General features: G+C 44.8%; 17 protein-coding genes and 11 tRNA genes. 27 read left to right on the top strand and 1 reads right to left on the bottom strand.

Annotation, left to right across the window (positions count from 1 at the left end; genetic code table 11):
* Positions 1 to 28 precede the first annotated feature (28 nt).
* From pyrG to rpoS, 10 genes are all read left to right on the top strand, one after another.
* Positions 29 to 1,666, top strand: coding sequence for a CTP synthase (gene pyrG / locus K0625_RS18045; protein WP_220110958.1), 1,638 nt, complete (start codon positions 29 to 31; stop codon positions 1,664 to 1,666).
* 203 nt (positions 1,667 to 1,869) lie between these two features.
* Positions 1,870 to 3,165: a phosphopyruvate hydratase gene (gene eno / locus K0625_RS18040; RefSeq protein ID WP_220110957.1), complete on the top strand. Its 1,296-nt coding sequence runs from the start codon at positions 1,870 to 1,872 to the stop codon at positions 3,163 to 3,165.
* A gap of 154 nt (positions 3,166 to 3,319) precedes the next feature.
* Positions 3,320 to 3,619, top strand: coding sequence for a cell division protein FtsB (gene ftsB / locus K0625_RS18035; RefSeq protein ID WP_012325953.1), 300 nt, complete (start codon positions 3,320 to 3,322; stop codon positions 3,617 to 3,619).
* Positions 3,620 to 3,651: 32 nt separating this feature from the next.
* On the top strand, positions 3,652 to 4,344 hold the full coding sequence (ispD, locus tag K0625_RS18030; RefSeq protein WP_220110956.1) for a 2-C-methyl-D-erythritol 4-phosphate cytidylyltransferase: 693 nt from the start codon (positions 3,652 to 3,654) through the stop codon (positions 4,342 to 4,344).
* 74 nt (positions 4,345 to 4,418) lie between these two features.
* A complete protein-coding gene (gene ispF, locus K0625_RS18025; RefSeq protein WP_220110955.1) occupies positions 4,419 to 4,898 on the top strand; it encodes a 2-C-methyl-D-erythritol 2,4-cyclodiphosphate synthase in 480 nt (159 codons plus the stop codon).
* 78 nt (positions 4,899 to 4,976) lie between these two features.
* Positions 4,977 to 6,044 carry a tRNA pseudouridine(13) synthase TruD gene (gene truD, locus K0625_RS18020; protein WP_220110954.1) on the top strand — a complete coding sequence of 356 codons (1,068 nt, stop codon included), beginning with the start codon at positions 4,977 to 4,979 and terminating at the stop codon, positions 6,042 to 6,044.
* Between the two features lie 42 nt (positions 6,045 to 6,086).
* Positions 6,087 to 6,836: a 5'/3'-nucleotidase SurE gene (surE, locus tag K0625_RS18015; RefSeq protein WP_220110953.1), complete on the top strand. Its 750-nt coding sequence runs from the start codon at positions 6,087 to 6,089 to the stop codon at positions 6,834 to 6,836.
* Positions 6,833 to 7,468, top strand: coding sequence for a protein-L-isoaspartate(D-aspartate) O-methyltransferase (locus K0625_RS18010; RefSeq protein WP_220110952.1), 636 nt, complete (start codon positions 6,833 to 6,835; stop codon positions 7,466 to 7,468). Before surE ends, K0625_RS18010 begins: the two co-directional genes overlap by 4 nt.
* Before the next feature lie 137 nt (positions 7,469 to 7,605).
* On the top strand, positions 7,606 to 8,502 hold the full coding sequence (locus tag K0625_RS18005; protein WP_220111048.1) for a peptidoglycan DD-metalloendopeptidase family protein: 897 nt from the start codon (positions 7,606 to 7,608) through the stop codon (positions 8,500 to 8,502).
* 77 nt (positions 8,503 to 8,579) lie between these two features.
* The gene (gene rpoS, locus K0625_RS18000) at positions 8,580 to 9,548 is read left to right on the top strand and encodes an RNA polymerase sigma factor RpoS (protein ID WP_065187941.1); all 969 of its coding nucleotides are present in this window, start codon (positions 8,580 to 8,582) and stop codon (positions 9,546 to 9,548) included.
* Positions 9,549 to 9,758: 210 nt separating this feature from the next.
* Here rpoS and mutS read toward each other — a convergent pair whose 3' ends face one another.
* Positions 9,759 to 12,335, bottom strand: a complete 2,577-nt coding sequence (mutS, locus tag K0625_RS17995) for a DNA mismatch repair protein MutS (protein WP_220110951.1) — start codon at positions 12,333 to 12,335, stop codon at positions 9,759 to 9,761.
* Positions 12,336 to 12,664: 329 nt separating this feature from the next.
* Between mutS and recA the strand changes: the two genes are divergently transcribed.
* The 17 genes from recA to K0625_RS17910 all read left to right on the top strand — a co-directional run bounded on the left by recA (position 12,665) and on the right by K0625_RS17910 (position 22,725).
* The gene (recA, locus tag K0625_RS17990; RefSeq protein WP_012325944.1) at positions 12,665 to 13,726 is read left to right on the top strand and encodes a recombinase RecA; all 1,062 of its coding nucleotides are present in this window, start codon (positions 12,665 to 12,667) and stop codon (positions 13,724 to 13,726) included.
* A 311-nt stretch (positions 13,727 to 14,037) separates the two neighbouring features.
* Positions 14,038 to 16,662, top strand: coding sequence for an alanine--tRNA ligase (alaS, locus tag K0625_RS17985; RefSeq protein WP_220110950.1), 2,625 nt, complete (start codon positions 14,038 to 14,040; stop codon positions 16,660 to 16,662).
* A gap of 458 nt (positions 16,663 to 17,120) precedes the next feature.
* Positions 17,121 to 17,318, top strand: a complete 198-nt coding sequence (csrA, locus tag K0625_RS17980; protein ID WP_012325942.1) for a carbon storage regulator CsrA — start codon at positions 17,121 to 17,123, stop codon at positions 17,316 to 17,318.
* 237 nt (positions 17,319 to 17,555) lie between these two features.
* Positions 17,556 to 17,647: transfer RNA gene (locus K0625_RS17975), tRNA-Ser, on the top strand.
* Positions 17,648 to 17,668: 21 nt separating this feature from the next.
* Positions 17,669 to 17,745 (top strand) — tRNA-Arg (locus K0625_RS17970).
* 33 nt (positions 17,746 to 17,778) lie between these two features.
* Positions 17,779 to 17,855: transfer RNA gene (locus K0625_RS17965), tRNA-Arg, on the top strand.
* A gap of 34 nt (positions 17,856 to 17,889) precedes the next feature.
* Positions 17,890 to 17,966, top strand: a tRNA-Arg gene (locus tag K0625_RS17960).
* Positions 17,967 to 18,034: 68 nt separating this feature from the next.
* Positions 18,035 to 18,111 (top strand) — tRNA-Arg (locus K0625_RS17955).
* 28 nt (positions 18,112 to 18,139) lie between these two features.
* Positions 18,140 to 18,231 (top strand) — tRNA-Ser (locus tag K0625_RS17950).
* A gap of 105 nt (positions 18,232 to 18,336) precedes the next feature.
* Positions 18,337 to 18,413: transfer RNA gene (locus tag K0625_RS17945), tRNA-Arg, on the top strand.
* 73 nt (positions 18,414 to 18,486) lie between these two features.
* Positions 18,487 to 18,563: transfer RNA gene (locus tag K0625_RS17940), tRNA-Arg, on the top strand.
* 27 nt (positions 18,564 to 18,590) lie between these two features.
* A tRNA-Arg gene (locus tag K0625_RS17935) sits at positions 18,591 to 18,667 on the top strand.
* 68 nt (positions 18,668 to 18,735) lie between these two features.
* A tRNA-Arg gene (locus K0625_RS17930) sits at positions 18,736 to 18,812 on the top strand.
* A gap of 24 nt (positions 18,813 to 18,836) precedes the next feature.
* Positions 18,837 to 18,928 (top strand) — tRNA-Ser (locus K0625_RS17925).
* 586 nt (positions 18,929 to 19,514) lie between these two features.
* Positions 19,515 to 19,760 carry an OadG family protein gene (locus K0625_RS17920; protein WP_220110949.1) on the top strand — a complete coding sequence of 82 codons (246 nt, stop codon included), beginning with the start codon at positions 19,515 to 19,517 and terminating at the stop codon, positions 19,758 to 19,760.
* Between the two features lie 20 nt (positions 19,761 to 19,780).
* Positions 19,781 to 21,586, top strand: coding sequence for a sodium-extruding oxaloacetate decarboxylase subunit alpha (gene oadA, locus K0625_RS17915; protein WP_220110948.1), 1,806 nt, complete (start codon positions 19,781 to 19,783; stop codon positions 21,584 to 21,586).
* A gap of 8 nt (positions 21,587 to 21,594) precedes the next feature.
* Complete coding sequence (locus tag K0625_RS17910; RefSeq protein WP_220110947.1) at positions 21,595 to 22,725, top strand: sodium ion-translocating decarboxylase subunit beta; 1,131 nt, start codon at positions 21,595 to 21,597, stop codon at positions 22,723 to 22,725.
* The last annotated feature ends 176 nt before the right edge of the window (positions 22,726 to 22,901 follow it).

Raw genomic sequence — 22,901 nt, 5'->3', positions numbered from 1 at the left:
ATTTCCAACTCATTTTCTCAGGTTCATAATGACTACAAGGTATATCTTCGTTACTGGTGGCGTGGTTTCATCACTAGGTAAAGGCATTGCAGCAGCATCGTTAGCAGCAATTTTAGAGGCCCGTGGCCTAAATGTAACCATTATGAAGCTGGATCCATATATTAACTTGGATCCGGGAACGATGAGCCCGACACAACACGGTGAAGTGTTTGTGACAGAGGATGGCGCAGAAACCGATCTTGATTTAGGTCACTATGAGCGTTTTATTCGTACCAAGATGAACCGTCGTAATAACTTTACGACTGGTCGTATCTACTCTGAAGTACTTCGCAAAGAGCGTCGTGGTGACTACTTAGGTGCCACTATTCAGGTGATCCCACACATTACCAATGCGATTAAAGAGAAAGTGCTTGATGGCGGTGAAGGGCATGATGTGGCAATCGTTGAGATTGGCGGAACCGTTGGTGATATTGAGTCTCTGCCATTTTTGGAATCAATTCGTCAACTAGGTGTTGAGCTGGGCCGCGAGCGCACTCTGTTTATGCATCTGACTCTAGTGCCATTCCTTGGCGCTGCAGGTGAAGTGAAAACGAAACCGACACAACACTCAGTCAAAGAGCTTCGCTCCATCGGTATCGCACCTGATGTACTGGTTTGTCGTGGTGATCGTGCTATCCCTGCAAATGAAAAAGCTAAAATTTCACTCTTCTGTAATGTAGAAGAGCGCGCGGTTATCTCACTTAAAGATGTTGATAGCATCTACAAGATCCCAGCACTGCTTAAAGCTCAAGGCTTAGATGAGCTAGTGACTAAGCGTTTTGGTATTGAATGTAAAGAAGCCGATCTTCATGAGTGGGAGCAGGTTATCTACCAAGAAGCTAACCCAACTGGTGATGTGACTATCGGTATGGTTGGTAAATACATTGAACTGCCTGATGCGTACAAGTCTGTCAATGAAGCGCTTAAGCACGCCGGCTTATTTAACCGCGTTTCGGTTAATATCAAGTATATCGATTCCCAAACTGTTGAAGCTAAGGGTGAAGAGGTGCTTCAAGGCCTAGATGGTATCTTGGTACCTGGTGGTTTCGGTGAGCGTGGTGTTGAAGGTAAAATCTTTGCGGCTAAGTATGCCCGTGAAAACAATCTTCCCTATTTCGGCATCTGTTTAGGTATGCAGGTGGCATTGATTGAGTTTGCTCGTCATGTTGCAGGCCTTGAAGGGGCTCACTCAACTGAGTTCCAAAAAGAGACGCCGCATCCAGTCGTCGGTCTGATTACCGAATGGCTAAATGAAGATGGTAATGTTGAGCAGCGTCATGAAAGCTCAGATCTTGGTGGCACTATGCGTCTAGGCGCACAGCTATGTCATCTTGAAGAGGGCACTAAAGCCGCAGCAGCTTACCAAGCTAACACCTGTGTTGAGCGTCATCGTCACCGTTATGAAGTTAACAACAATTATAAAGATCGTCTTGAGAAAGCTGGCCTAGTATTTAGTGGTCTGTCTTCAGACCGTCAACTTGTCGAGATGATTGAGCTGCCGAACCACCCTTGGTTTGTTGCAGGTCAATTCCACCCAGAATTTACATCAACTCCCCGTGATGGACAGCCACTGTTTGTCGGGTTTGTTGCTGCAGCCGCCGCGTATCAGAAACGCGATTTAGGCTAATACCAAATACTCAGCCGCTTCCTATTTTAGGGAGCGGCTTTTTTGTCTATGGAGTAGATATCCTAAAGTCATATTGTCAGCTGTGTTGCTACGCAGTGAGATCGCTCTCTTTCAAGAAAGTGAAGCTTTAGGAGTTGCTTTGGTTATGTCGATTTTGGTGAACAAATTTTATTTTTCATTTTTAAACTTAAACCGAGGGAATTATGGCTAAAATTATTAATGTCATTGGTCGTGAGATCATGGATTCACGTGGTAACCCAACTGTAGAAGCTGAAGTTCACTTAGAAGGTGGATTTAACGGTATGGCTGCTGCACCGTCTGGTGCATCTACTGGTAGCCGTGAAGCACTAGAGCTGCGTGATGGCGATAAAGCTCGCTACATGGGTAAAGGTGTGTTGACTGCTGTTGCTAACATCAATGGTCCAATCCGTGATGCTTTAATGGGTAAAGATGCAACGGCTCAAGCTGAGCTTGATCAGTTGATGATTGACCTTGATGGTACAGAGAACAAAGATAAGCTAGGCGCTAACGCGATCCTTGCCGTTTCTCTTGCTGCGGCTAAAGCAGCTGCTGCATTTAAAGGTATGCCTTTATATGCACATATCGCAGAGCTAAATGGAACTCCTGGTCAGTTCTCTATGCCTGTTCCTATGATGAATATCCTAAATGGTGGCGAGCACGCTGATAACAACGTTGATATCCAAGAGTTTATGGTACAACCTGTTGGTGCTAAGACGTTCCGTGAAGCTCTACGCGTTGGCGCAGAGATCTTCCACAGCCTGAAGAAAGTACTTCAAGAGAAAGGTTTGAGCACATCTGTGGGTGACGAAGGTGGTTTTGCACCTAATCTAGCGTCAAACGCTGATGCACTTGCCATGATCAAGGTTGCTGTAGAGAAAGCGGGTTACAAGCTAGGTGAAGATGTGACTCTTGCTCTTGACTGTGCGGCTTCTGAGTTCTACAAAGATGGTCAGTATGACCTAACAGGTGAAGGCAAAGTCTTCTCTGCAAACGGCTTCTCAGATTTTCTTAAGTCATTGACTGAAGAGTATCCAATCGCTTCAATCGAAGATGGTTTGGATGAGTCAGATTGGGAAGGTTGGGCTTACCAGACTCAAATTATGGGTGACAAGATCCAACTTGTTGGTGACGATCTATTCGTGACTAACACTAAGATCTTAAAGCGCGGTATCGACAACAATATCGCTAACTCAATCTTGATCAAGTTTAACCAAATCGGTTCTTTGACTGAGACGCTTGCAGCGATTCGCATGGCTAAAGAAGCGGGTTATACCGTAGTTATCTCTCATCGTAGTGGTGAGACTGAAGATGCGACGATTGCTGATCTTGCTGTTGCTACCTCTGCTGGTCAAATTAAGACGGGTTCACTGTGCCGCTCTGATCGCGTTGCTAAGTACAATCAACTGCTTCGTATCGAAGAGCAGCTAGGTGAGAAAGCGCCGTACCGTGGTCGTAGTGAAATTAAAGGCCAAGCATAATAATTTTTTGTTGACCTGCTTATCTGTTTAGTTAGGTAGTAGGTTAAAAGGGATAAAATTACTGCTAAGCTTGAAAAGGTCACCATTTGGTGGCCTTTTTTGTTACTATCGCTAAAATATTGTCGAATTTTCACTGACGGGTTTTTTAATTACAATGCGACGTATCCTGCTCCTCTTAGTGTCACTGCTAGGCATGCTTCAATACCAGCTTTGGTTAGGAGTAAACAGCCTGCCGGAATCGTTTCAGCTGCGAGAGCAGATCTCTCTTCAAGAGGCGAGCAATGCAAAGTTGATCGCTAGAAATCAAGTTTTAAGAGAGGAGATAATCGATCTTCGTAGTGGCACAGAGGCGTTAGAGGAGCGAGCTCGAAATGAGCTTGGTATGGTTAAGAAAGGCGAGACCTTTTTCCGTGTTGTCGGCGATAAGCGTACTAGCCAGCTCTCAAATCATTAATTTTACCTTTTATTAAGTATGAGCTCTCAATTATGAATGATCCCCAAGATAAGGTCGTTGCTCTTGTGCCGGCGGCTGGTATCGGCAGCCGTATGGGCTCTGAGATCCCAAAGCAGTATCTGGAGATTAACGGCGTACCTATTTTAGATATCACATTAACAGTACTTTTGACTCACCCTAAGATAGACACTGTGATAGTGGCACTGCACCCAGAAGATACGCTGTTTCATACCTTGCCCCAGTCATCTCATCCTAAGTTGCGCACAGTGGTTGGTGGCGGTGAGCGAGCGGATTCAGTGTTAGCTTGTCTAAGTGAAATCGAAGATAATGTCTGGGCTTTAGTGCATGATGCTGCACGTCCATGTTTGAGCCATGAGGATATCGATAAACTGCTTGCTTCTCGCGTACAGTTTCCCCAAGGCGCAATTCTAGCTGCGCCAGTTAGAGATACCATGAAACGCAGCAACACAGGTGGCACTATAGTGCAAACCGTATGTAGGGAGCTGCTATGGCACGCTTTGACGCCTCAACTTTTTTTAGGCTCTGCGCTGCGAGATAACTTGGCATCGGCACTTAGGCTGGGGGCGACAGTTACAGATGAAGCTTCGGCTATGGAGTGGGCAGGAACTGCTCCAGGGTTAGTATTAGGTAATGTAAAGAATATTAAGATCACCCATCCTGATGATCTTAAACTGGCTAAGCTATTTTTGGCTGAGGAGCTTTAAAAAGGGGTCTTGTCTCTCAATGTTTATAATCGATTTCAGCTAACGGCTTTTTACTCTCGGTAACAGGATTTAACATGAATATACGTATTGGTCATGGGTTTGATGTGCATAAGTTTGGTGGGGATTCACCACTATTGTTAGGTGGTGTAAATGTGCCATATGAAACAGGATTAATCGCGCATTCAGACGGTGATGTTGTACTGCATGCAATCTCTGATGCCGTATTAGGCGCGGTAGCCTTGGGTGATATTGGCAAGCACTTTCCAGATACCGATGACGATTTCAAGGGCGCTGACAGTCGTCATTTACTGCGTCACTGTTACCAACTGGCAAAAGATAAAGGGTTTGTGATTGGAAACCTAGACGTAACCATTATTGCACAAGCACCTAAGATGGCACCCCATATTCAAGCCATACGCGAAGTGTTGAGTCGTGATTTTGAGACTGCTTTGGATAATATCAATGTTAAAGCGACGACGACCGAAAAGCTTGGCTTTACTGGTCGTAAAGAGGGGATCGCTGTGGAAGCGGTTATCTTACTGACAAAGGCATAACAGGTTTTACTCATACTCTTTGAGATGAGTCATACATATATTTAGATCGGTAAGGCCGATTGAGAGAACAGAGTCATCATGATTGAACTTCATTATTTACACGGTAAGCCTACCTCTAAAGCAGATCTTCGTACTCACAATAGCGATTTTCAGGTTCAGGAGATATTGCCTTTTGTACCCACGGGTGAAGGGGAGCATCATCTGCTTCATATCCGTAAAGAGGGGCTCAATACCAATGATGTTGCGACTCTTCTATCAGGCTTTGCACATGTTCATCCTAAAGAGGTGACCTATGCTGGGCAGAAGGATAAAAACGCCATCACGGAGCAGTGGTTTGGTGTGCGGATCCCTGGTAAGGAGACGCCAGACTGGGCAAGTCTTAATAGTGACCAATTAACGGTTCTCTCTAGTAGTCGCCACAGTAAAAAACTGCGAATAGGGGCTCTGGCGGGAAATCGGTTTACCCTAACGCTTCGTAATGTGACCAAAATGAATGAGGTTATTGCACGGCTTGAGTTGATTAAACAGACAGGTGTGCCTAACTATTTTGGTGAGCAGCGTTTCGGTCATGACGGTAAAAATCTTGTTTTCGGTCGCCAGATGCTGACCGGAAGAAAAGTGAAAGACAGAAAGAAACGCAGCATCTACCTGTCGGCTGTTCGATCTTACCTGTTCAATATTTCTGTGTCAGCAAGATTAGCCGAACATGGCCTGAGTAAACTCGCTGGCGATTGTGTCATGCTTGCTGGAACTAAAAGCTACTTTACTGCTGAGCAGTGGGATGATGCGACGATAAAGCGTCTCGATGAGAAAGATATTCAGCTATCGGCTCCTTTGTGGGGAAGAGGTGCTGCATTATCTCAAGGTGATGCAGCTGAATTTGAAGCAAAAGCATTAGCCGAGTTTGAAACCGATAGAGATGGTCTTGAACATGCTGGGTTAACCCAAGAGCGACGTACTTTGCTATCTGAGCCACAACATTTGAGCTATGAGCAAGAGGGTGATGATACTTTATTGATTAAGTTTGCTCTTCCAGCAGGTTGCTATGCCACCTCTGTGCTTAGGGAGCTTTTTGACTATGAAGATGTCAAAGAGAGGGAGTTTCGGGAGCGTCAGCAGGCAAGGAAAGCGCCTGCTGAGTCCTAAACTAGATTTATCAAGTAAAGTAAAATAGAGATTGGCAAGTCGATGATAAAAATTCTCGTAAGTAACGACGATGGGGTCACCGCACCTGGAATAGTGGCACTAACCAATGCGTTAGCAAGTTCCTATGATGTTATGACAGTGGGACCCGATCGTAACTGCTCAGGGGCAAGCAACTCTTTAACCTTGACTAACCCCTTGCGAATTAATACCTTGAGTAATGGCTATGTGTCTGTAAGTGGCACCCCAACTGATTGTGTTCATTTAGCGATTCGTGAGTTGTATACGGATGAACCTGATATGGTGGTGTCTGGTATTAATGCTGGCGCTAATATGGGGGATGATACCCTTTATTCAGGTACTGTTGCTGCGGCAATGGAGGGGCGCTTTTTGGGGTTGCCGGCAATCGCAGTCTCTCTTGTTGGCTCTAAGCTTAAGCATTATGACAGTGCAGCTTATTTTACCAGCAAGATAATTAAAGGTTTGCTAGTGAGTCCTATCGCTCAAGATCAAATTTTGAATATTAATGTGCCTGACTTACCCATAGAGCAGATAAAAGGTATTAAAGTTACGCGCCTTGGGGCTAGGCATAAAGCGGCTGGTATGCTTAAAACACAAGATCCAGCCGGGCGAGATATATTTTGGTTAGGCCCTCCGGGTGAAGAGCAAGATGCGAGCGAGGGCACGGATTTCCATGCTGTCACTAATGGTTACGTTTCCGTGACTCCACTGACTGTGGATCTCACGGCTTTCAATCAAATAACATCAATGAAAGAGTGGATAGATAAACTATGAGCAGGGTCGCGACAACTGCAGCACTGAATTTAGCAAAAAGCTTGCGTGACGCAGGGATCAGGGATGAATCCGTTTTACAGGCGGTTGCTAATACCCCTAGAGAGCTCTTTCTCGATGCAGCTCTGGGGCATAAGGCTTATGAGAATACAGCTTTACCTATTGGAATGGGTCAAACTATCTCACAGCCCTATATTGTCGCCAGAATGACGGAGTTGTTGCTGGAGCATAAGCCTAAAAAAGTACTTGAGATTGGAACGGGCTCTGGTTATCAAGCGGCAATTTTGGCGCAGCTTTCTCCTGAGCTATGCACTGTTGAGCGAATTAAGTCTTTGCAGATCCAGGCGAGACAGAGGTTAAAGCGTTTAGATCTTCACAATATTTCATTTAAGTATGGCGATGGTTGGAAAGGCTGGCCTAATAAAGGTCCCTTTGATGCCATCATGGTTACAGCTGCTGCGGCAACGGTACCTGAAGCGCTGCTAGGTCAGCTTGTTGATAACGGTGTTCTAATTATCCCTGTTGGGGATACCTCACAACAGTTATTGAAAGTGGTACGCCAGGGTGAACAGTTCAGTTCTGAAGTTGTTGAGATTGTTCGTTTTGTACCTTTAGTTAATGGTGAGCTTGCTTAAGTTATATACCCAAGCTATCTCATGATGCTCGTTTCAGAGCTTCAATAAGATAGCTGAACTAATTTTGAGTTCTTGGCATTGAGACTTGTCTTAATGAGTGATTGAATTAGGAGATTTCTTTGTTTGCTGAAATGACTATGAGCTGGCATGCTCGAATTATCTGTATGGTTTGTTTTTTCAATGTTGGCTGTAGTTTTCAGTCCGAAAGGCCTGCTCCTGTCGCCAGTGTAACTACACCAGTGAAGACAGCTTATAATAAAGGTGCATTAAAATTAGATTTTTATTACGTAAAGCAAGGTGACACACTCTACTCAATTGCTTGGGCTTCAGATAACGATTTTTTGGATTTAGCTAATAAAAACAAGCTGAAGAAGCCCTATACCATCTTTCCTGGACAGAAGTTAAATCTAAATGTGACATCAAATGTTACAAATACAAGTTTGACTAAAACCCCGTCAAAAAATAGTCATAAAGTTGTACCTGAATCTACTAAACCTAAAGTTAAACAAGAGGTTAAGCCTGTTGTTGTAGCTAAAAACACTAAAGCTCCACCGCCAAAAAAACCACTTGATCAGCAACAAAAGTCTGCGTATCCTGTAACAACTGGTCAACATGATGTTAACAGTGTTGTCCACAGGCCGAAATCAGAGTTGCCAACAAAAGTGACTCGATGGTTATGGCCGGTAAAAGGGAAGTTAATTGGTACTTTCTCTGCCAAAGAGCAGGGAAATAAAGGAATAAAGATAGCTGGAAACCGAGGTGACATAATAAAAGCCGCAGCCGATGGGCGAGTTGTATACGCGGGAAGTGCACTTCGAGGGTATGGTAATTTAGTCATAGTTAAACATAGCGACGACTACCTTAGTGCCTATGCCCATGCCGACAGCATCTTAGTCAAAGAGAAACAGTTTGTCACAATAGGGCAAACATTAGCGAAAATGGGTAATACAGGTACAGATCGGATCATGTTACATTTTGAGATTCGTCACCATGGTAAATCTGTTAACCCACTGAAATACTTACCTAAACAATGATGGTTTAGGGCCGTTTTGGCAATTGGAGGATATTAACGTGCAGTAATCAAATTGAGCAAAATTTGGGAGATCATTTTATGGGTCGTAAAGCAAATACCGCAGTAGCGGAGCCGTTAGTGGACTTAGCTAAGAATGAGTCCGATATCGAATCAACAACAGCGAAAACAGAAAGCGCCGAACTTGAAAATCAGGTTCAGGATGATTTACAAAAAAACTTAGATGCAACTCAGCTCTATCTGAGCGAAATTGGTTTTTCCCCCCTACTCAGTGCGGAGGAGGAGGTGTATTTTTCACGTAAAGCTTTAAAAGGTTGTGATAAATCCCGAAACCGCATGATCGAAAGTAACCTAAGACTTGTCGTTAAAATTGCCCGTCGTTATAACAATCGTGGTCTTGCTCTGCTTGATTTGATTGAAGAGGGAAATCTAGGTCTTATTAGAGCCGTTGAGAAATTTGATCCTGAAAGAGGATTTAGATTTTCTACCTATGCCACTTGGTGGATCCGCCAGACCATAGAACGTGCCATCATGAATCAAACTCGTACCATTCGACTTCCTATACATGTAGTGAAAGAGCTGAATGTATATCTTCGTACGGCAAGAGAGTTGGCACATAAACTAGATCATGAGCCCACAGCTGAAGAGATCGCTGAAAAGCTAGATCTTCCTAGTGCAGATGTTAGTCGTATGCTGAAGCTCAATGAGAGGATCACCTCTGTGGATACACCTCTTGGCGGTGATAACGACAAGGCACTTCTCGATGTGTTAGCTGATGATGATAATGTCGGTCCTGATTATAAGGTTCAGGATGAGGATATGTCCAAATCAGTGGTTAAATGGCTAGATGAGCTCAACACCAAGCAAAGAGAGGTGTTAGCGCGCCGTTTTGGTTTGTTGGGGTATGAGCCTTCTACACTGGAAAATGTAGGTAAAGAGATTGGATTAACCAGAGAGCGAGTACGTCAAATTCAAGTAGAAGCTTTGAAAAGACTTAAAGATCTGCTTAGTGCTCAGGGCTTATCTGTAGAGGCTATTTTTAAAATTTAATAGCTTATTACGTCTACCTCACGCATTTGAGAGTCTCTTTCCTTAGAGGTAGGTATGATTATTTGGCGTTAATTAAAGCTTTGCTTTAATTGGCAATGTTCATCGACTAAACAAATGTGGTGACATCTATTCTTACAACGCCAAATAAGAGATAAAAAGCGCACGTTATGTGCGCTTTTTAATGCCTGATATTTAGATGAATGATGAGATTTAACTTAAATCCTTTAATCTATACAAGATATCCAAAGCCTGTTTAGGGCTAAGCTCATCTGGCCGGATTGATTCCATCGCCTCCTCAAGAGGTGATCTAATGGGATCTGGAAATACCATACTTTGCTGTACACCACTTGAGTCAGTCTGCTGTGTATTGTGACTATCACGGCTCTCCAGATGGTGTAGCTTGTGTTTTGCCGCCAAAATGACTGGGTTAGGCACTCCTGCAAGTGCCGCAACTTGAAGTCCGTAACTCTTGCTAGCCGCGCCATCTTGCACTGCATGCATAAAGACGATTGTGTCACCGTGTTCAATTGCATCTAAGTGTACATTCGCCACATTTGATATTAGTTCTGGCAGTTGAGTCAGTTCAAAATAGTGTGTGGCGAACAGTGTCATGGCTTCAATTTTCTGCGCTAAATATTCCGCTGCAGACCAGGCTAGAGAGAGACCGTCGTAAGTCGATGTGCCTCGACCGATCTCATCCATCAGTACTAGACTCTTTGGGGTCGCATTGTGAAGTATATTGGCGGTTTCAGTCATCTCGACCATAAAGGTTGAGCGACCGGAGGCGAGATCATCTGCGGCGCCTATACGAGTGAATATGCGATCAACTGGGCCGATAGTCGCGCTTTGAGCTGGAACATAACAGCCTATATGTGCCATCAAGGTGATTAAAGCCACTTGTCTCATATAGGTCGATTTACCGCCCATATTCGGACCTGTCACTATCAACATCTTTCTCGCAGGACTTAAGGTCACTGGATTGGCAATGAATGGAGTTTGACTCACCTGCTCAATCACTGGGTGTCGGCCAGACTCTATCTGAATACCTGGGATATCGGTTAGCACGGGTCTTTGATAGTTGAGCGTGTCGGCTCGCTCTGCAAAATTTGCAAGTACATCCAGCTCTGCTGCACCTTGGGCGAAAAGTTGCAATTCATGGAGCTGGGGCAAGATAAGATCGAACAGTTGTTCCCATAGTTGCTTCTCAAGGGCTAGGGCTTTGCCTTGGCTGGAGAGTACTTTCTCTTCGTGCTCTTTTAGCTCTGCGACAATATAACGCTCAGTATTTTTCAGTGTCTGTCTGCGCTGGTAACTCAAAGGTACAAGATCAGATTCTCTCCGACTGACCTCAATATAGTAACCGTGTACACGATTGTAACCGACTTTTAGCGTCGAGATACCAGTGGCCTCTTTCTCTCTTGCCTCAAGCTCAGCTAAGTAGTCTGTTGCGCCTTGGCTTAGGTCGCGCCATTGATCCAATTCAGCATTGTAGCCAGGCTTTAACACCCCACCATCACGGATAAGCATAGGAGGATTATCGACGATGGCACTATCAAGTAATGCTAACTCCTCTGGGAACTCGCTGATAATTCTAGCTAAAGATTGAAGGTGAGCCGATTGGCATCTGGCCAGTATTTGTTGGATCTCAGGCAGTATCGCTAAGGCATGCTTAAGGCGAGAGAAGTCTCTGGGACGTGCATTTCTTAATGCAAGCCTCGCGGTTATCCGCTCAACATCACCCAGTGACTTTAATAGAGGGTGTAACTCATCATAGAGACCATTTTCCAATATCTCTTCGAGGGCGCTTTGACGCGCTTCGATACGCTGGCGATCACGTAGTGGCTCGTGGATCCATCTTTGTAACATACGACTTCCCATCGGAGTCGTTGTGTTATCGAGCACAGTGGCAAGCGTATTGGAGTGACCTCCTTGAAGGTTCATCGTTAGCTCTAGGTTACGTCTGGTTGCGGCATCTAGGATGATGCTATCACCTTGATTAAACCTGACTATTGAGTTGATATGAGGGAGCGCCGTGCGTTGAGTGTCTTTTACGTACTGCATGAGACAACCCGCAGCTTGAAGAGATAACCGAGCACCATCTAGCCCAAAACCTTGAAGATCTTTGGTGCCAAATTGATCAAGCAGAAGCTTTTGACTGGTGTCGAAATCAAACTCCCACTCAGGGCGGCGGCGGGTGCCTTCAAATGCTGAAATAAGGCTCATCTCAGAGAAGTCTTCACTGTAGAGAAGTTCTGCTGGACTGGTACGTTGAAGCTCTGCTTCTAGTGCTTCACAGGACTCAAGCTCAGCAATGACAAATCGCCCTGAACTGATATCTAATGTGGCATAGCCGAAGCCTTTTTTACCATGATAAACGGCTGCAAGTAGATTATCTTGTCTCTCCTGCAGTAGCGCTTCATCGGTGAGTGTACCTGGTGTGACGAGTCGAACCACCTTGCGCTCAACTGGACCTTTAGATGTGGCAGGATCGCCAACTTGTTCACAGATAGCAACCGAAACGCGCAGTTGAACCAGCTTTGCCAAGTAGCCTTCTACGGCATGGTAGGGAAGACCAGCCATGGGAATAGGGTCGCCACCACTCTTGCCCCTTGCTGTAAGCGAGATCCCTAATAGCTCAGATGCCTTCTTGGCATCATCGTAAAAAAGCTCATAGAAATCGCCCATACGGTAGAAAAGAAGTACATCTGGATTTTCGGCTTTTAACGTCAAATACTGACGCATCATAGGAGTATGTTTTTCTAAATCTTGGCTGTCGATCGCTTTCATCTACTGCTCGTCTCTTTTATGACGTATTAAACTGGCCGCATTTATCTAAATCGACCTTTACTGGTTGGCGGCAATATTAACAATATTTTTCTCATTATTAAGCTTTTAATCGTGATAAAAAATCAGAATGAATAATATCTGTGGAAATAAGTACTTATTATCCAGTGATCTGGAGTGAAGAAAAATATTCTTCCACAGTACTTGATACTGTATGACTATACAGTATACTAGTTTGCATATTGAGACTCCTTTTACGCACTTTTTGATAGACGCTGGAGTCATCACAAGATTTTAATCAGCGCAACCGCTGTGACTCTGAGGATACAGGAATGAAGATAGACGCGAACAAAGAGAAAGCACTTAACGCCGTTTTAGGCCAGATCGAAAAGCAGTTCGGTAAAGGCTCTATTATGAAGCTGGGCGAAAACCGCTCAATGGATGTTGAAACTATCTCTACTGGTTCACTCTCTTTAGATGTTGCCTTAGGCGCTGGCGGTCTTCCAATGGGACGTATCGTTGAGATCTATGGCCCAGAATCTTCAGGTAAAACTACCCTAACTCTTGAGCTTATTGCTGCCGCTCAACGTGAAGGTAAGGTGTGTGCTTTTATCGATGCAGAGCATGCACTAGACCCTATCTATGCTAAAAAGTTAGGTGTGGATATCGATAACCTACTTTGTTCACAGCCTGATACAGGTGAGCAAGCGTTAGAGATCTGTGATGCGTTAACTCGCTCTGGTGCTGTTGATGTTATCGTTGTCGATTCGGTTGCTGCCTTAACACCAAAAGCGGAAATTGAAGGCGAGATTGGTGATTCTCACATGGGTCTAGCGGCTCGTATGATGAGTCAAGCGATGCGAAAGCTTGCTGGTAACCTAAAACAAACCAATACCATGCTTATCTTTATTAACCAGATCCGTATGAAGATTGGTGTTATGTTTGGTAACCCTGAAACCACTACAGGTGGTAACGCACTGAAGTTTTATGCTTCTGTTCGTCTTGATATCCGCCGTACTGGTGCCATCAAAGAGCGTGATGAGGTTGTTGGTAACGAGACCCGCGTGAAAGTGGTCAAGAATAAGATTGCTGCACCATTTAAGCAGGCTGAATTCCAGATCCTATATGGTCAAGGTATTAATCGTACAGGTGAGTTGGTTGACTTAGGCGTAGCTCATAAGCTGGTCGAAAAAGCCGGTGCTTGGTACAGCTATAAAGGCGATAAGATAGGCCAAGGTCGTGCAAATGCGGGTAAGTTCCTGCTTGATAACCCAGCGATTGCAGAGGAGATTGATACAGCACTACGTGGCATGTTGCTTGCCTCTGTTGAGCCTGCAGTTGAGTCTGAAGTGGGTGATGAGAATGTTGATCTTGAAACAGGCGAAATATTCTAAACACTTATAACTAAGAACTGAGCTTAACAGTTTCCATCATTGCTCAGAAGTGCATTTGCGACTCACTATCTCGCGGTGGTATCTTGCCACCGCGATTATTATACCGATTGGCATAATCTCTAAACTGTTTTATCGGCTGTGACTCAGTTTCCCTCTGCTAGCTTAGCGCTTCCTCTAAATTTCGGCTCTTTCCGACTTTTCCGCTGCTAAATCTCTGGTTGTTATCCTTTAGACTGATTATAATGTCCGGCTAAATAGTATGTCGGTGAATGTTATATTCACTGTTAGCTTAATTAATTCAGGATGATTTCATGTATCAAACCACTGCAGCGCTAAGAAGTGCTTTCTTGGAGTATTTCCGCACTAACGGTCATCAGGTTGTGGACAGTAGTTCACTGGTACCTGTAAATGATCCAACCTTGCTGTTTACTAACGCAGGTATGAACCAGTTTAAAGATGTGTTTCTAGGGGAAGATAAACGTAGTTATACACGAGCTACCTCTTCTCAGCGTTGTGTGCGCGCTGGTGGTAAGCACAATGATCTGGATAATGTGGGTTATACCGCTCGTCACCATACCTTTTTCGAAATGTTAGGTAATTTTAGCTTCGGTGATTACTTTAAGCGTGAAGCAATCAGCTTTGCATGGAACTTTCTGACCCAAGAGTTAAAGCTTCCTAAAGAGCGTCTGTGTGTCACCATCTATGAAACTGATGATGAAGCTTTTGATATCTGGACTAAAGAGATTGGAGTCCCAGCTGAGAGTTTGATCCGTATCGGCGATAATAAAGGGGCTCCATATGCCTCTGATAACTTCTGGCAGATGGGTGATACAGGTCCTTGTGGTCCCTGTTCTGAGATCTTCTATGATCATGGCGACCATATCTGGGGCGGTCGTCCTGGTACGCCTGAAGAGGATGGCGATCGTTTTATTGAGATCTGGAATATCGTATTTATGCAGTACAACCGCCAAGCTAGTGGCGAGATGTTACCGCTGCCAAAGCCCTCTGTTGATACCGGTATGGGGATTGAGCGTATTGCCGCGATTATGCAGGGAGTTCACTCTAACTATGAAATAGATATCTTCCAGGCGTTGATCAAGAAAACGGCTGAGATCTTAGGGGTTACCGATTTAGAAAACAAATCCTTGCGGGTTATCTCTGATCATATCCGCTCATGTGCGTTTTTAATTGCAGATGGTGTTATGCCATCAAATGAAGGTCGAGGCTATGTGCTTCGTCGCATCATTCGCCGTGCAGTCCGTCATGGTAACAAGTTAGGCGCAACAAGCTCCTTCTTCTATAAGCTGGTACCAACACTGATTGAGGTGATGGGAGATGCAGCTAAGGGACTGGTTGAGACACAAGCTATTGTTGAGAAATCATTGAAAGCGGAAGAGGAGCAGTTTGCTCGTACACTTGAGCGTGGTTTAGGCATTCTTGATGGCGCGCTTAATGAGCTTGAAGGTGATGTACTTGACGGTGAGACAGCATTTAAACTTTATGATACGTATGGTTTCCCTGTTGATTTAACTGCTGATGTTTGCCGTGAGCGCGAGATCACTGTTGATGAGGCAGGTTTTGAAGTTGCTATGGCCGAGCAGAGAAGCCGTGCTCAAGCGGCAGGCCAGTTCGACACTGATTACAATGATTCTCTTAAAATTGATGAAGAGACTCACTTTTCTGGTTATACCGAACTCACTGCACAGGGCAAAGTTACCGCTATCTATAAAGCTGGCGAGTCAACAGATAGCTTAAATGCTGGTGAAGAGGCGGTTATCGTTCTCGATAGCACACCATTTTATGGTGAGTCAGGCGGACAGTGTGGTGATAAAGGCCTACTGACAGCTAAAGGCGTTGAGTTTGACGTTAAAGACACACAAAAGTATGGTCAAGCCGTTGGACATCAGGGAACGGTTAATTCAGGCAGCATCTGCGTGGGTGATACACTCGAGGCGATTGTTGATAAGAAGCTTCGTCACCGCACTGAGTTAAACCACTCAGTGACTCACTTGTTGCATGCTGCATTGCGCCAACTCTTAGGTACGCATGTGACTCAGAAAGGCTCTTTGGTTGATGCAGAAAGGTTACGTTTTGACTTTTCTCATTTTGAAGGTGTAAAACCTGAAGAGCTGAAAGCGGTTGAAGATCTTGTCAATACTCAAATTCGTCGCAACCATAAACTATCCGCTGAAGTGATGGATATGGAGCAAGCCAAAGAGCGCGGTGCAATGGCACTGTTTGGTGAGAAGTACACAGATGAAGTTCGCGTGGTCACCATGGGTGATTTCTCAATCGAGCTGTGTGGTGGTACTCATGTTGGCCGAACTGGTGACATAGGCTTGTTTAAGATCACCTCAGAAGGTGGTATTGCTGCAGGTGTTCGTCGTATTGAGGCGGTCACTGGAGCGGCAGCTATGGCTTATGTGGCAGCTCAGAAAGCTGAGTTAGATAAGGCGGCAGCCTTGCTTAAAGCAGATAGCAGCTCAGTTGTGACTAAGCTAAAGGCTCAATTAGATCGCACTAAGTTACTTGAAAAAGAGTTGTCTCAACTCAAAGATAAGCTTGCGGCAGCCACTAGTGCTGATCTAGCTGGTGAAGCTAAGCAGATTAATGGTGCTAAGGTTCTGATTAAGAAGCTTGAAGGCGTTGATGCTGGTGCTCTTCGAGGGTTGCAAGATGAACTTAAGCAGAAGTTAGGCTCAGGTATCGTTGTGCTTGCTATTGCTGGTGAAGCCAAAGTAAACCTTATTGTTGGTGTGACTAAAGATCTTACCGCTAAAGTAAAAGCGGGTGAACTAGTCGCTTCAATTGCTGCTCAAGTGGGTGGTAAAGGTGGCGGACGTCCAGATATGGCTCAGGCTGGCGGAACAGAGCCAGAAAAGTTAGATGGTGCCTTAGAGCAAGTTTTACCTTGGCTTGAGGAGCGTTTAGCTTAGGCTAAATGCACTGTCTCTAAAAAGCGCTTTAACTAAAGCGCTTTTTTTGTGCTTCAAATCACAAACGCTTAATTGTAGATAGTTCGGACAGATACACTGATAGTCGTATCATATCTGGTTACTCATGTGTTTTTTGCGTTTCATTTTGGAGTTTTATTGTTGTGGTTTGTCTGTTTTTTGTCTTAATCTGCCGCGGTTAATGCTTTGTCCTTGGGGATTTTCATTTTTAGTGCTAGGTTAAGGCTGTTGTAGATTGTAGTATCATCTACTGATTCCAACTCATTTTGAGTGTAAGGCTAGTGTAGTAAGCTCATATTGCGGTTTATAGTTAAATAAGCTGTATTTAAATGGTGGTTTTGAGCTTGAGTACTATTAATTTGTACTAAGCTAACCTTATAATAAGCATATAACGGATTAGTGCCGTATAAAGCAGAGTTTAGAACTAAAGGAGTAAACTAATGCTGATATTGACTCGTCGTGTTGGTGAAACACTGATGATTGGTGATGAAGTAACTGTCACCGTATTAGGCGTCAAGGGTAATCAAGTGCGTATAGGTGTTAATGCACCTAAAGAAGTTTCGGTACATCGTGAAGAGATTTATCAACGTATTCAGTCTGAGAAAGCTGGGAACTCTTCAGAAGGTGGCAATTTTTAGTTTATTGCAGCCTTTAAACATGAATTTATAGAGAAGCCAGTTATTAACTGGCTTTTTTGTTTTTTGCTATAAGAGAATTTGGCTTTATCCTCCATCTATTATGGATAAAGATTAGCCCTTATATATTGAAGACGTGCATTATTTGTTTGATCTGACTAAAAACACTCCAAACAGAAATCCTTTATAAGAAATGGTTTGACTTATTTTCTTCAAACAGTAATATGTGCGCCAAGAAACGGAGAGGTGGCCGAGTGGCCGAAGGCGCTCCCCTGCTAAGGGAGTATGGGCTTTAAATCCCATCGAGGGTTCGAATCCCTCCCTCTCCGCCATTTCTTACTTACAAATACGATGCGGATGTAGCTCAGCTGGATAGAGTACCTGGCTACGAACCAGGCGGTCGGAGGTTCGAATCCTCCCATCCGCACCATTTTGTAAGAGAACGGATATATTGAAACGCGTTGCGGATGTAGCTCAGCTGGATAGAGTACCTGGCTACGAACCAGGCGGTCGGAGGTTCGAATCCTCCCATCCGCACCATTCAATATTAATGTTCATGTGATGTTTTATATGTGCGGATGTAGCTCAGCTGGATAGAGTACCTGGCTACGAACCAGGCGGTCGGAGGTTCGAATCCTCCCATCCGCACCATGATTTTTGTTTCGAGTTGAGTGTTAACTCGGAGCTTACTTATCTTTACTGATAAGTAAAAGTAAATTGCGCGTGTAGCTCAGCTGGATAGAGTACCTGGCTACGAACCAGGCGGTCGGAGGTTCGAATCCTCCCACGCGCACCATTATTCTTTATTGAATAAGACGAGATTAGGAGAGGTGGCCGAGTGGCCGAAGGCGCTCCCCTGCTAAGGGAGTATGGGCTTTAAATCCCATCGAGGGTTCGAATCCCTCCCTCTCCGCCATCAATCAAGCCCGTTGATATCATCAGCGGGTTTTTTTGTCGCCCTAGGTTATAAAGCTAAATCGTTTTATAATGTGATTTGGGCGAGATATTTTTAGTTTTCGATGCGGATGTAGCTCAGCTGGATAGAGTACCTGGCTACGAACCAGGCGGTCGGAGGTTCGAATCCTCCCATCCGCACCATACTAAAAATAGAGATGACAAGAGTTATACACTGGATCGTTTCTAGTGTTAGCTTCAGTCAAGTAAGAGATTTGCGCGTGTAGCTCAGCTGGATAGAGTACCTGGCTACGAACCAGGCGGTCGGAGGTTCGAATCCTCCCACGCGCACCATACTTACTAAAAAGGTTGTAGACTTGTGCGGATGTAGCTCAGCTGGATAGAGTACCTGGCTACGAACCAGGCGGTCGGAGGTTCGAATCCTCCCATCCGCACCATATTTTGTTTCGTGTTTATCGTTAACTCGAAATAGGTTTATCTTTATCGGTAAGCAGAAGATAGATTTGCGCGTGTAGCTCAGCTGGATAGAGTACCTGGCTACGAACCAGGCGGTCGGAGGTTCGAATCCTCCCACGCGCACCATTATTCATTTTATGAATAAGATTAGGAGAGGTGGCCGAGTGGCCGAAGGCGCTCCCCTGCTAAGGGAGTATGGGCTTTAAATCCCATCGAGGGTTCGAATCCCTCCCTCTCCGCCATCAATCAAGCCCATTGAGAAATCAGTGGGCTTTTTTGTGTCTGGAACACTTATATTCAAGCTCGGTACAAGGTACTGAGTTGGATCTGGCCTCTGAGTGGACTTGATTCTATTTTATCTGGGCGTTTCTTTTGCTTAGATCGAATAAAAGGTTGAACGTCCTCTCTATAAACTGCATAAAATTTCACTTCACTATTATCATAGCTTCCATTTTTGATTTTCACATATCTTTAGCTACGACTTTCTGCATAGGAATTATCATATTGCGTTAGGGGATTGGTGTTTTCTTAATTTATTGGGCTATATTTTATTAATTCCTTATTCATCTAGCGATACTTTTGACTATTTTGGTATGACCAATTTACAACGCATTCGCTATTTTGTTATAGATTAGTTATTGTTTTCAGTCAGAGAGAGCTTATGTTCGGCTCTGATGCTAACAAACAAGACTGTCAGGATGACTGGTTATATTATCAAAAATGAATAAAAAGTTATTTTCTAGGCTGTGAGCCCTAGTTGATAGAGTACTGGAGTCTGTGGGGATGCTTTCTATCTCTCCTATGCTCTGGGCTAATAAAGAGGATGGTATGAACTCGATATCAGAACAAATTGTTGAATCGTTTGGCATCATGCTATTGGGTATGGGGTTAGTGTTTGTTTTTTTAACGGTACTTATTTTAGGCGTTAAGTTGGTGGCGTGGAGATTTGCTCCTCTGCCTATTACGCCTAAAGCACCAGTTGAAAACGGATCAGCGACACAAAATCAGGGAGTTGATCCCAAAATGGTTGCTGTTATCACCGCCGCCATTGAGCAATATCGCGCTAAAGCATAATAAAGCAGTAGGGATTTTCTATGAGTAAGCCACTTGCGTTAACCGATGTCGTCCTAAGAGATGCACACCAATCAATACTGGCCACGCGTCTTCGCACTGAAGATATGCTGCCTATCGCACCACTACTGGATAAAGTTGGTTTCTGGTCTTTGGAGTCATGGGGAGGAGCCACATTCGATTCCTGTATTCGTTACTTAGGCGAAGATCCATGGGAGCGGATCCGTGAGTTGAAAAAGGTGATGCCTAATACTCCTCAGCAGATGCTTTTACGTGGACAGAACCTGTTAGGCTACCGTCACTATGCTGATGATCTTGTTCATAAGTTTGTTGAGCGTGCTCATACTAATGGTGTTGATGTATTTCGTGTTTTCGATGCGATGAATGATGTTCGCAACCTTGAGACTGCTGTTAAGTCTGTGGTTGAAGTGGGCGGTCATGCTCAGGGAACCATCTCCTACACAACAAGCCCTGTACATAATCTGGATACCTGGGTCGATATGGCCAAGCGCCTTGAAGATATGGGCTGTAACTCTTTATGTATTAAGGATATGGCGGGTCTTCTTAAGCCTTTTGATGCTTTTGACATGATCAGTCAGATCAAATCTCAAACTGACCTTGTGGTCTCTATGCATTGTCATGCCACCACAGGGTTGAGTACTGCAACCTACCAGAAGGCGATAGAGGCCGGAATTGATGTGCTAGATACCGCCATCTCCTCCATGAGCCAAACCTATGGTCACAGCGCAACAGAGACACTCGTTGCTATGGTTGAAGGGACTGATAGAGCAACCGGTTATGATATGGCTCTGCTCGAAGAGATCTCTGCCTACTTTAGAGATGTGCGCAAGAAGTACGCTCAATTTGAGGGGGAGCTCAAGGGCATTGATTCCCGCATTCTTCGTGCTCAGGTGCCAGGCGGTATGCTGACCAATATGGAGAGCCAGTTAAAAGAGCAGGGCGCTGCTGACAAGCTAGATAAAGTGTTAGAGGAGATCCCTAGAGTACGTGAAGATCTTGGTTTCCTTCCCTTAGTGACGCCAACATCTCAGATAGTTGGAACGCAAGCTGTCATCAATGTATTGACTGGTGAGCGTTACAAGTCGATGACTAAAGAGACCGAAGGGGTACTCAAAGGTGAGTATGGCGCGACACCAGCACCTGTTGATGAAGCACTGCAAGCTAAGGTACTTAATGGCGCTGAAGCGATCACTTGTCGCCCTGCCGATCTGCTATCACCTGAACTGGAAAGGTTAACAGATGAGCTTAAGTCAAAAGCAGCCGAAGAGAGTTTGGCGTTGGCGAGCGAGCTTATCGATGATGTGTTGACCTACGCTCTGTTTCCACAAATTGGTTTGAAGTTCATTAAAAACAGAAATAATCCAGATGCCTTTGAGCCTAAACCTGAGCTGGCTGCTAAGTTGGCCGCACAAGTCGCAGGCACTCAGCAAGTAGCCAAACAGGAGCGAGAACCTGAAACTTATACGGTGAATGTTCAAGGGCAAAGCTTTGTTGTTGAGGTGTCGCAGGGGGGCGAAATTAGTCAAATCAGCTCGGCTGAGAATGTGGTCCCCTTTACGCCTGCAGCGACAGCACCAGAACAAAGTGGTGAAATCAAGCTTGAGATGAACGCGCCACTTTCAGGCAATATCTTTAAAGTGAATGTTTCCCCGGGTGATACCGTTCGCCAAGGCGATGTGGTTATCATCTTAGAAGCGATGAAGATGGAGACCGAAGTGCGTGCTGAGATTGACGGTGTGATCAGTAAAATTTGGGTTAAAGAGGGTGACTCTGTCGCCGTAGGCCATCAACTGCTAGGTCTAGCATAGGAGTTTAGATGGACGGGTTAATTGCATTTTGGTCTGAGTCCGGTATTGCTAATTTTACTGGTGGTCAGTTATTTATGATGGGGGTTGGCGCACTACTGCTTTACTTAGCAATAGTAAAGCGTTTCGAGCCTCTGTTACTTTTGCCTATCGGTTTTGGTGCTATCTTAGCGAATATTCCAAACGGTGGTTTTACCGATGAGGGCGGCTTACTCTATTTTGCCTATCATGTGGGTATCGAAACGGGCATATTTCCCCTGTTGATCTTTATGGGGGTTGGTGCTTTGACCGACTTTGGAGCCCTGATAGCTAACCCTAAAATGTTACTCTTAGGGGCGGCAGCTCAATTTGGTATCTTTGCAACCTTAATCGGTGCAGTGGCGCTAAATTTTGTGCCGGGTTTTGATTTTAGTATGAAAGATGCGGGTGCTATCGCCATCATAGGTGGTGCAGATGGACCTACAGCTATCTTCCTTGCTTCCAAGCTTGCCCCAGATCTGCTTGGAGCTATTGCAGTGGCTGCGTACTCCTATATGGCGCTGGTTCCTCTTATTCAGCCTCCAATTATGAAACTCTTTACTACTGAGGCTGAGCGTCAGATAAAGATGGAGCAGCTAAGGGAAGTGAGCAAGAAGGAGAAGATTATCTTTCCGCTTATGGTACTGGGCTTGACTATTCTGTTTCTGCCTGCAGCGACGCCTCTAGTGGGGATGTTCTGTCTTGGAAATCTGATGCGTGAATCCGGTGTGGTGGATAGATTATCGAATACGGCTCAAAATGAGTTGATCAATATCGTTACCATCTTCCTAGGTTTAGCGGTGGGCTCAAAGTTGTCGGCGGATAAGTTTTTGCAGATTGAGACCTTAGGGATCTTGCTTCTTGGCGCGGTTGCATTTGCTATTGGTACTGCGACTGGTGTACTGATGGCTAAGCTGATGTGTAAGCTATCAGGAGGTAAGATAAACCCACTAATAGGTGCTGCAGGTGTCTCTGCTGTGCCCATGGCCGCAAGGGTGGTTAATAAAGTTGGGCTAGAGTCTAACCAACATAACTTCTTGTTAATGCACGCTATGGGACCCAATGTGGCGGGCGTACTTGGTTCGGCTGTCGCCGCTGGTGTGCTGATTGCTGTGCTAGGTTAATTGTTAGCGTAAAAGCTATTTGAAAGCCCATCTCTGATGGGCTTTTTTATTTTCAGCCCTAAACCACCTACTTCAGTAGGTGGTTATCATCAATTAGGCTTTGCCTGAATATCTACTCATGTTAATTGAACTCTAACTTTTAGCGAAGTAATAGAGGATAAAAAACATGAGTAGAT

It is taken from the genome of Shewanella nanhaiensis (genome assembly GCF_019457885.1).
Lineage (GTDB): Bacteria > Pseudomonadota > Gammaproteobacteria > Enterobacterales > Shewanellaceae > Shewanella > Shewanella nanhaiensis.
This window is presented reverse-complemented; position numbering and strand designations above follow the sequence as displayed.

Coding starts and splice junctions, on each gene's coding strand:
- pyrG (WP_220110958.1), top strand. CDS start 29: ATGACTACAAGGTATATCTTCGTTACTGGTGGCGTGGTTTCATCACTA.
- eno (WP_220110957.1), top strand. CDS start 1,870: ATGGCTAAAATTATTAATGTCATTGGTCGTGAGATCATGGATTCACGT.
- ftsB (WP_012325953.1), top strand. CDS start 3,320: ATGCGACGTATCCTGCTCCTCTTAGTGTCACTGCTAGGCATGCTTCAA.
- ispD (WP_220110956.1), top strand. CDS start 3,652: ATGAATGATCCCCAAGATAAGGTCGTTGCTCTTGTGCCGGCGGCTGGT.
- ispF (WP_220110955.1), top strand. CDS start 4,419: ATGAATATACGTATTGGTCATGGGTTTGATGTGCATAAGTTTGGTGGG.
- truD (WP_220110954.1), top strand. CDS start 4,977: ATGATTGAACTTCATTATTTACACGGTAAGCCTACCTCTAAAGCAGAT.
- surE (WP_220110953.1), top strand. CDS start 6,087: ATGATAAAAATTCTCGTAAGTAACGACGATGGGGTCACCGCACCTGGA.
- K0625_RS18010 (WP_220110952.1), top strand. CDS start 6,833: ATGAGCAGGGTCGCGACAACTGCAGCACTGAATTTAGCAAAAAGCTTG.
- K0625_RS18005 (WP_220111048.1), top strand. CDS start 7,606: ATGAGCTGGCATGCTCGAATTATCTGTATGGTTTGTTTTTTCAATGTT.
- rpoS (WP_065187941.1), top strand. CDS start 8,580: ATGGGTCGTAAAGCAAATACCGCAGTAGCGGAGCCGTTAGTGGACTTA.
- mutS (WP_220110951.1), bottom strand. CDS start 12,335: ATGAAAGCGATCGACAGCCAAGATTTAGAAAAACATACTCCTATGATG.
- recA (WP_012325944.1), top strand. CDS start 12,665: ATGAAGATAGACGCGAACAAAGAGAAAGCACTTAACGCCGTTTTAGGC.
- alaS (WP_220110950.1), top strand. CDS start 14,038: ATGTATCAAACCACTGCAGCGCTAAGAAGTGCTTTCTTGGAGTATTTC.
- csrA (WP_012325942.1), top strand. CDS start 17,121: ATGCTGATATTGACTCGTCGTGTTGGTGAAACACTGATGATTGGTGAT.
- K0625_RS17920 (WP_220110949.1), top strand. CDS start 19,515: ATGAACTCGATATCAGAACAAATTGTTGAATCGTTTGGCATCATGCTA.
- oadA (WP_220110948.1), top strand. CDS start 19,781: ATGAGTAAGCCACTTGCGTTAACCGATGTCGTCCTAAGAGATGCACAC.
- K0625_RS17910 (WP_220110947.1), top strand. CDS start 21,595: ATGGACGGGTTAATTGCATTTTGGTCTGAGTCCGGTATTGCTAATTTT.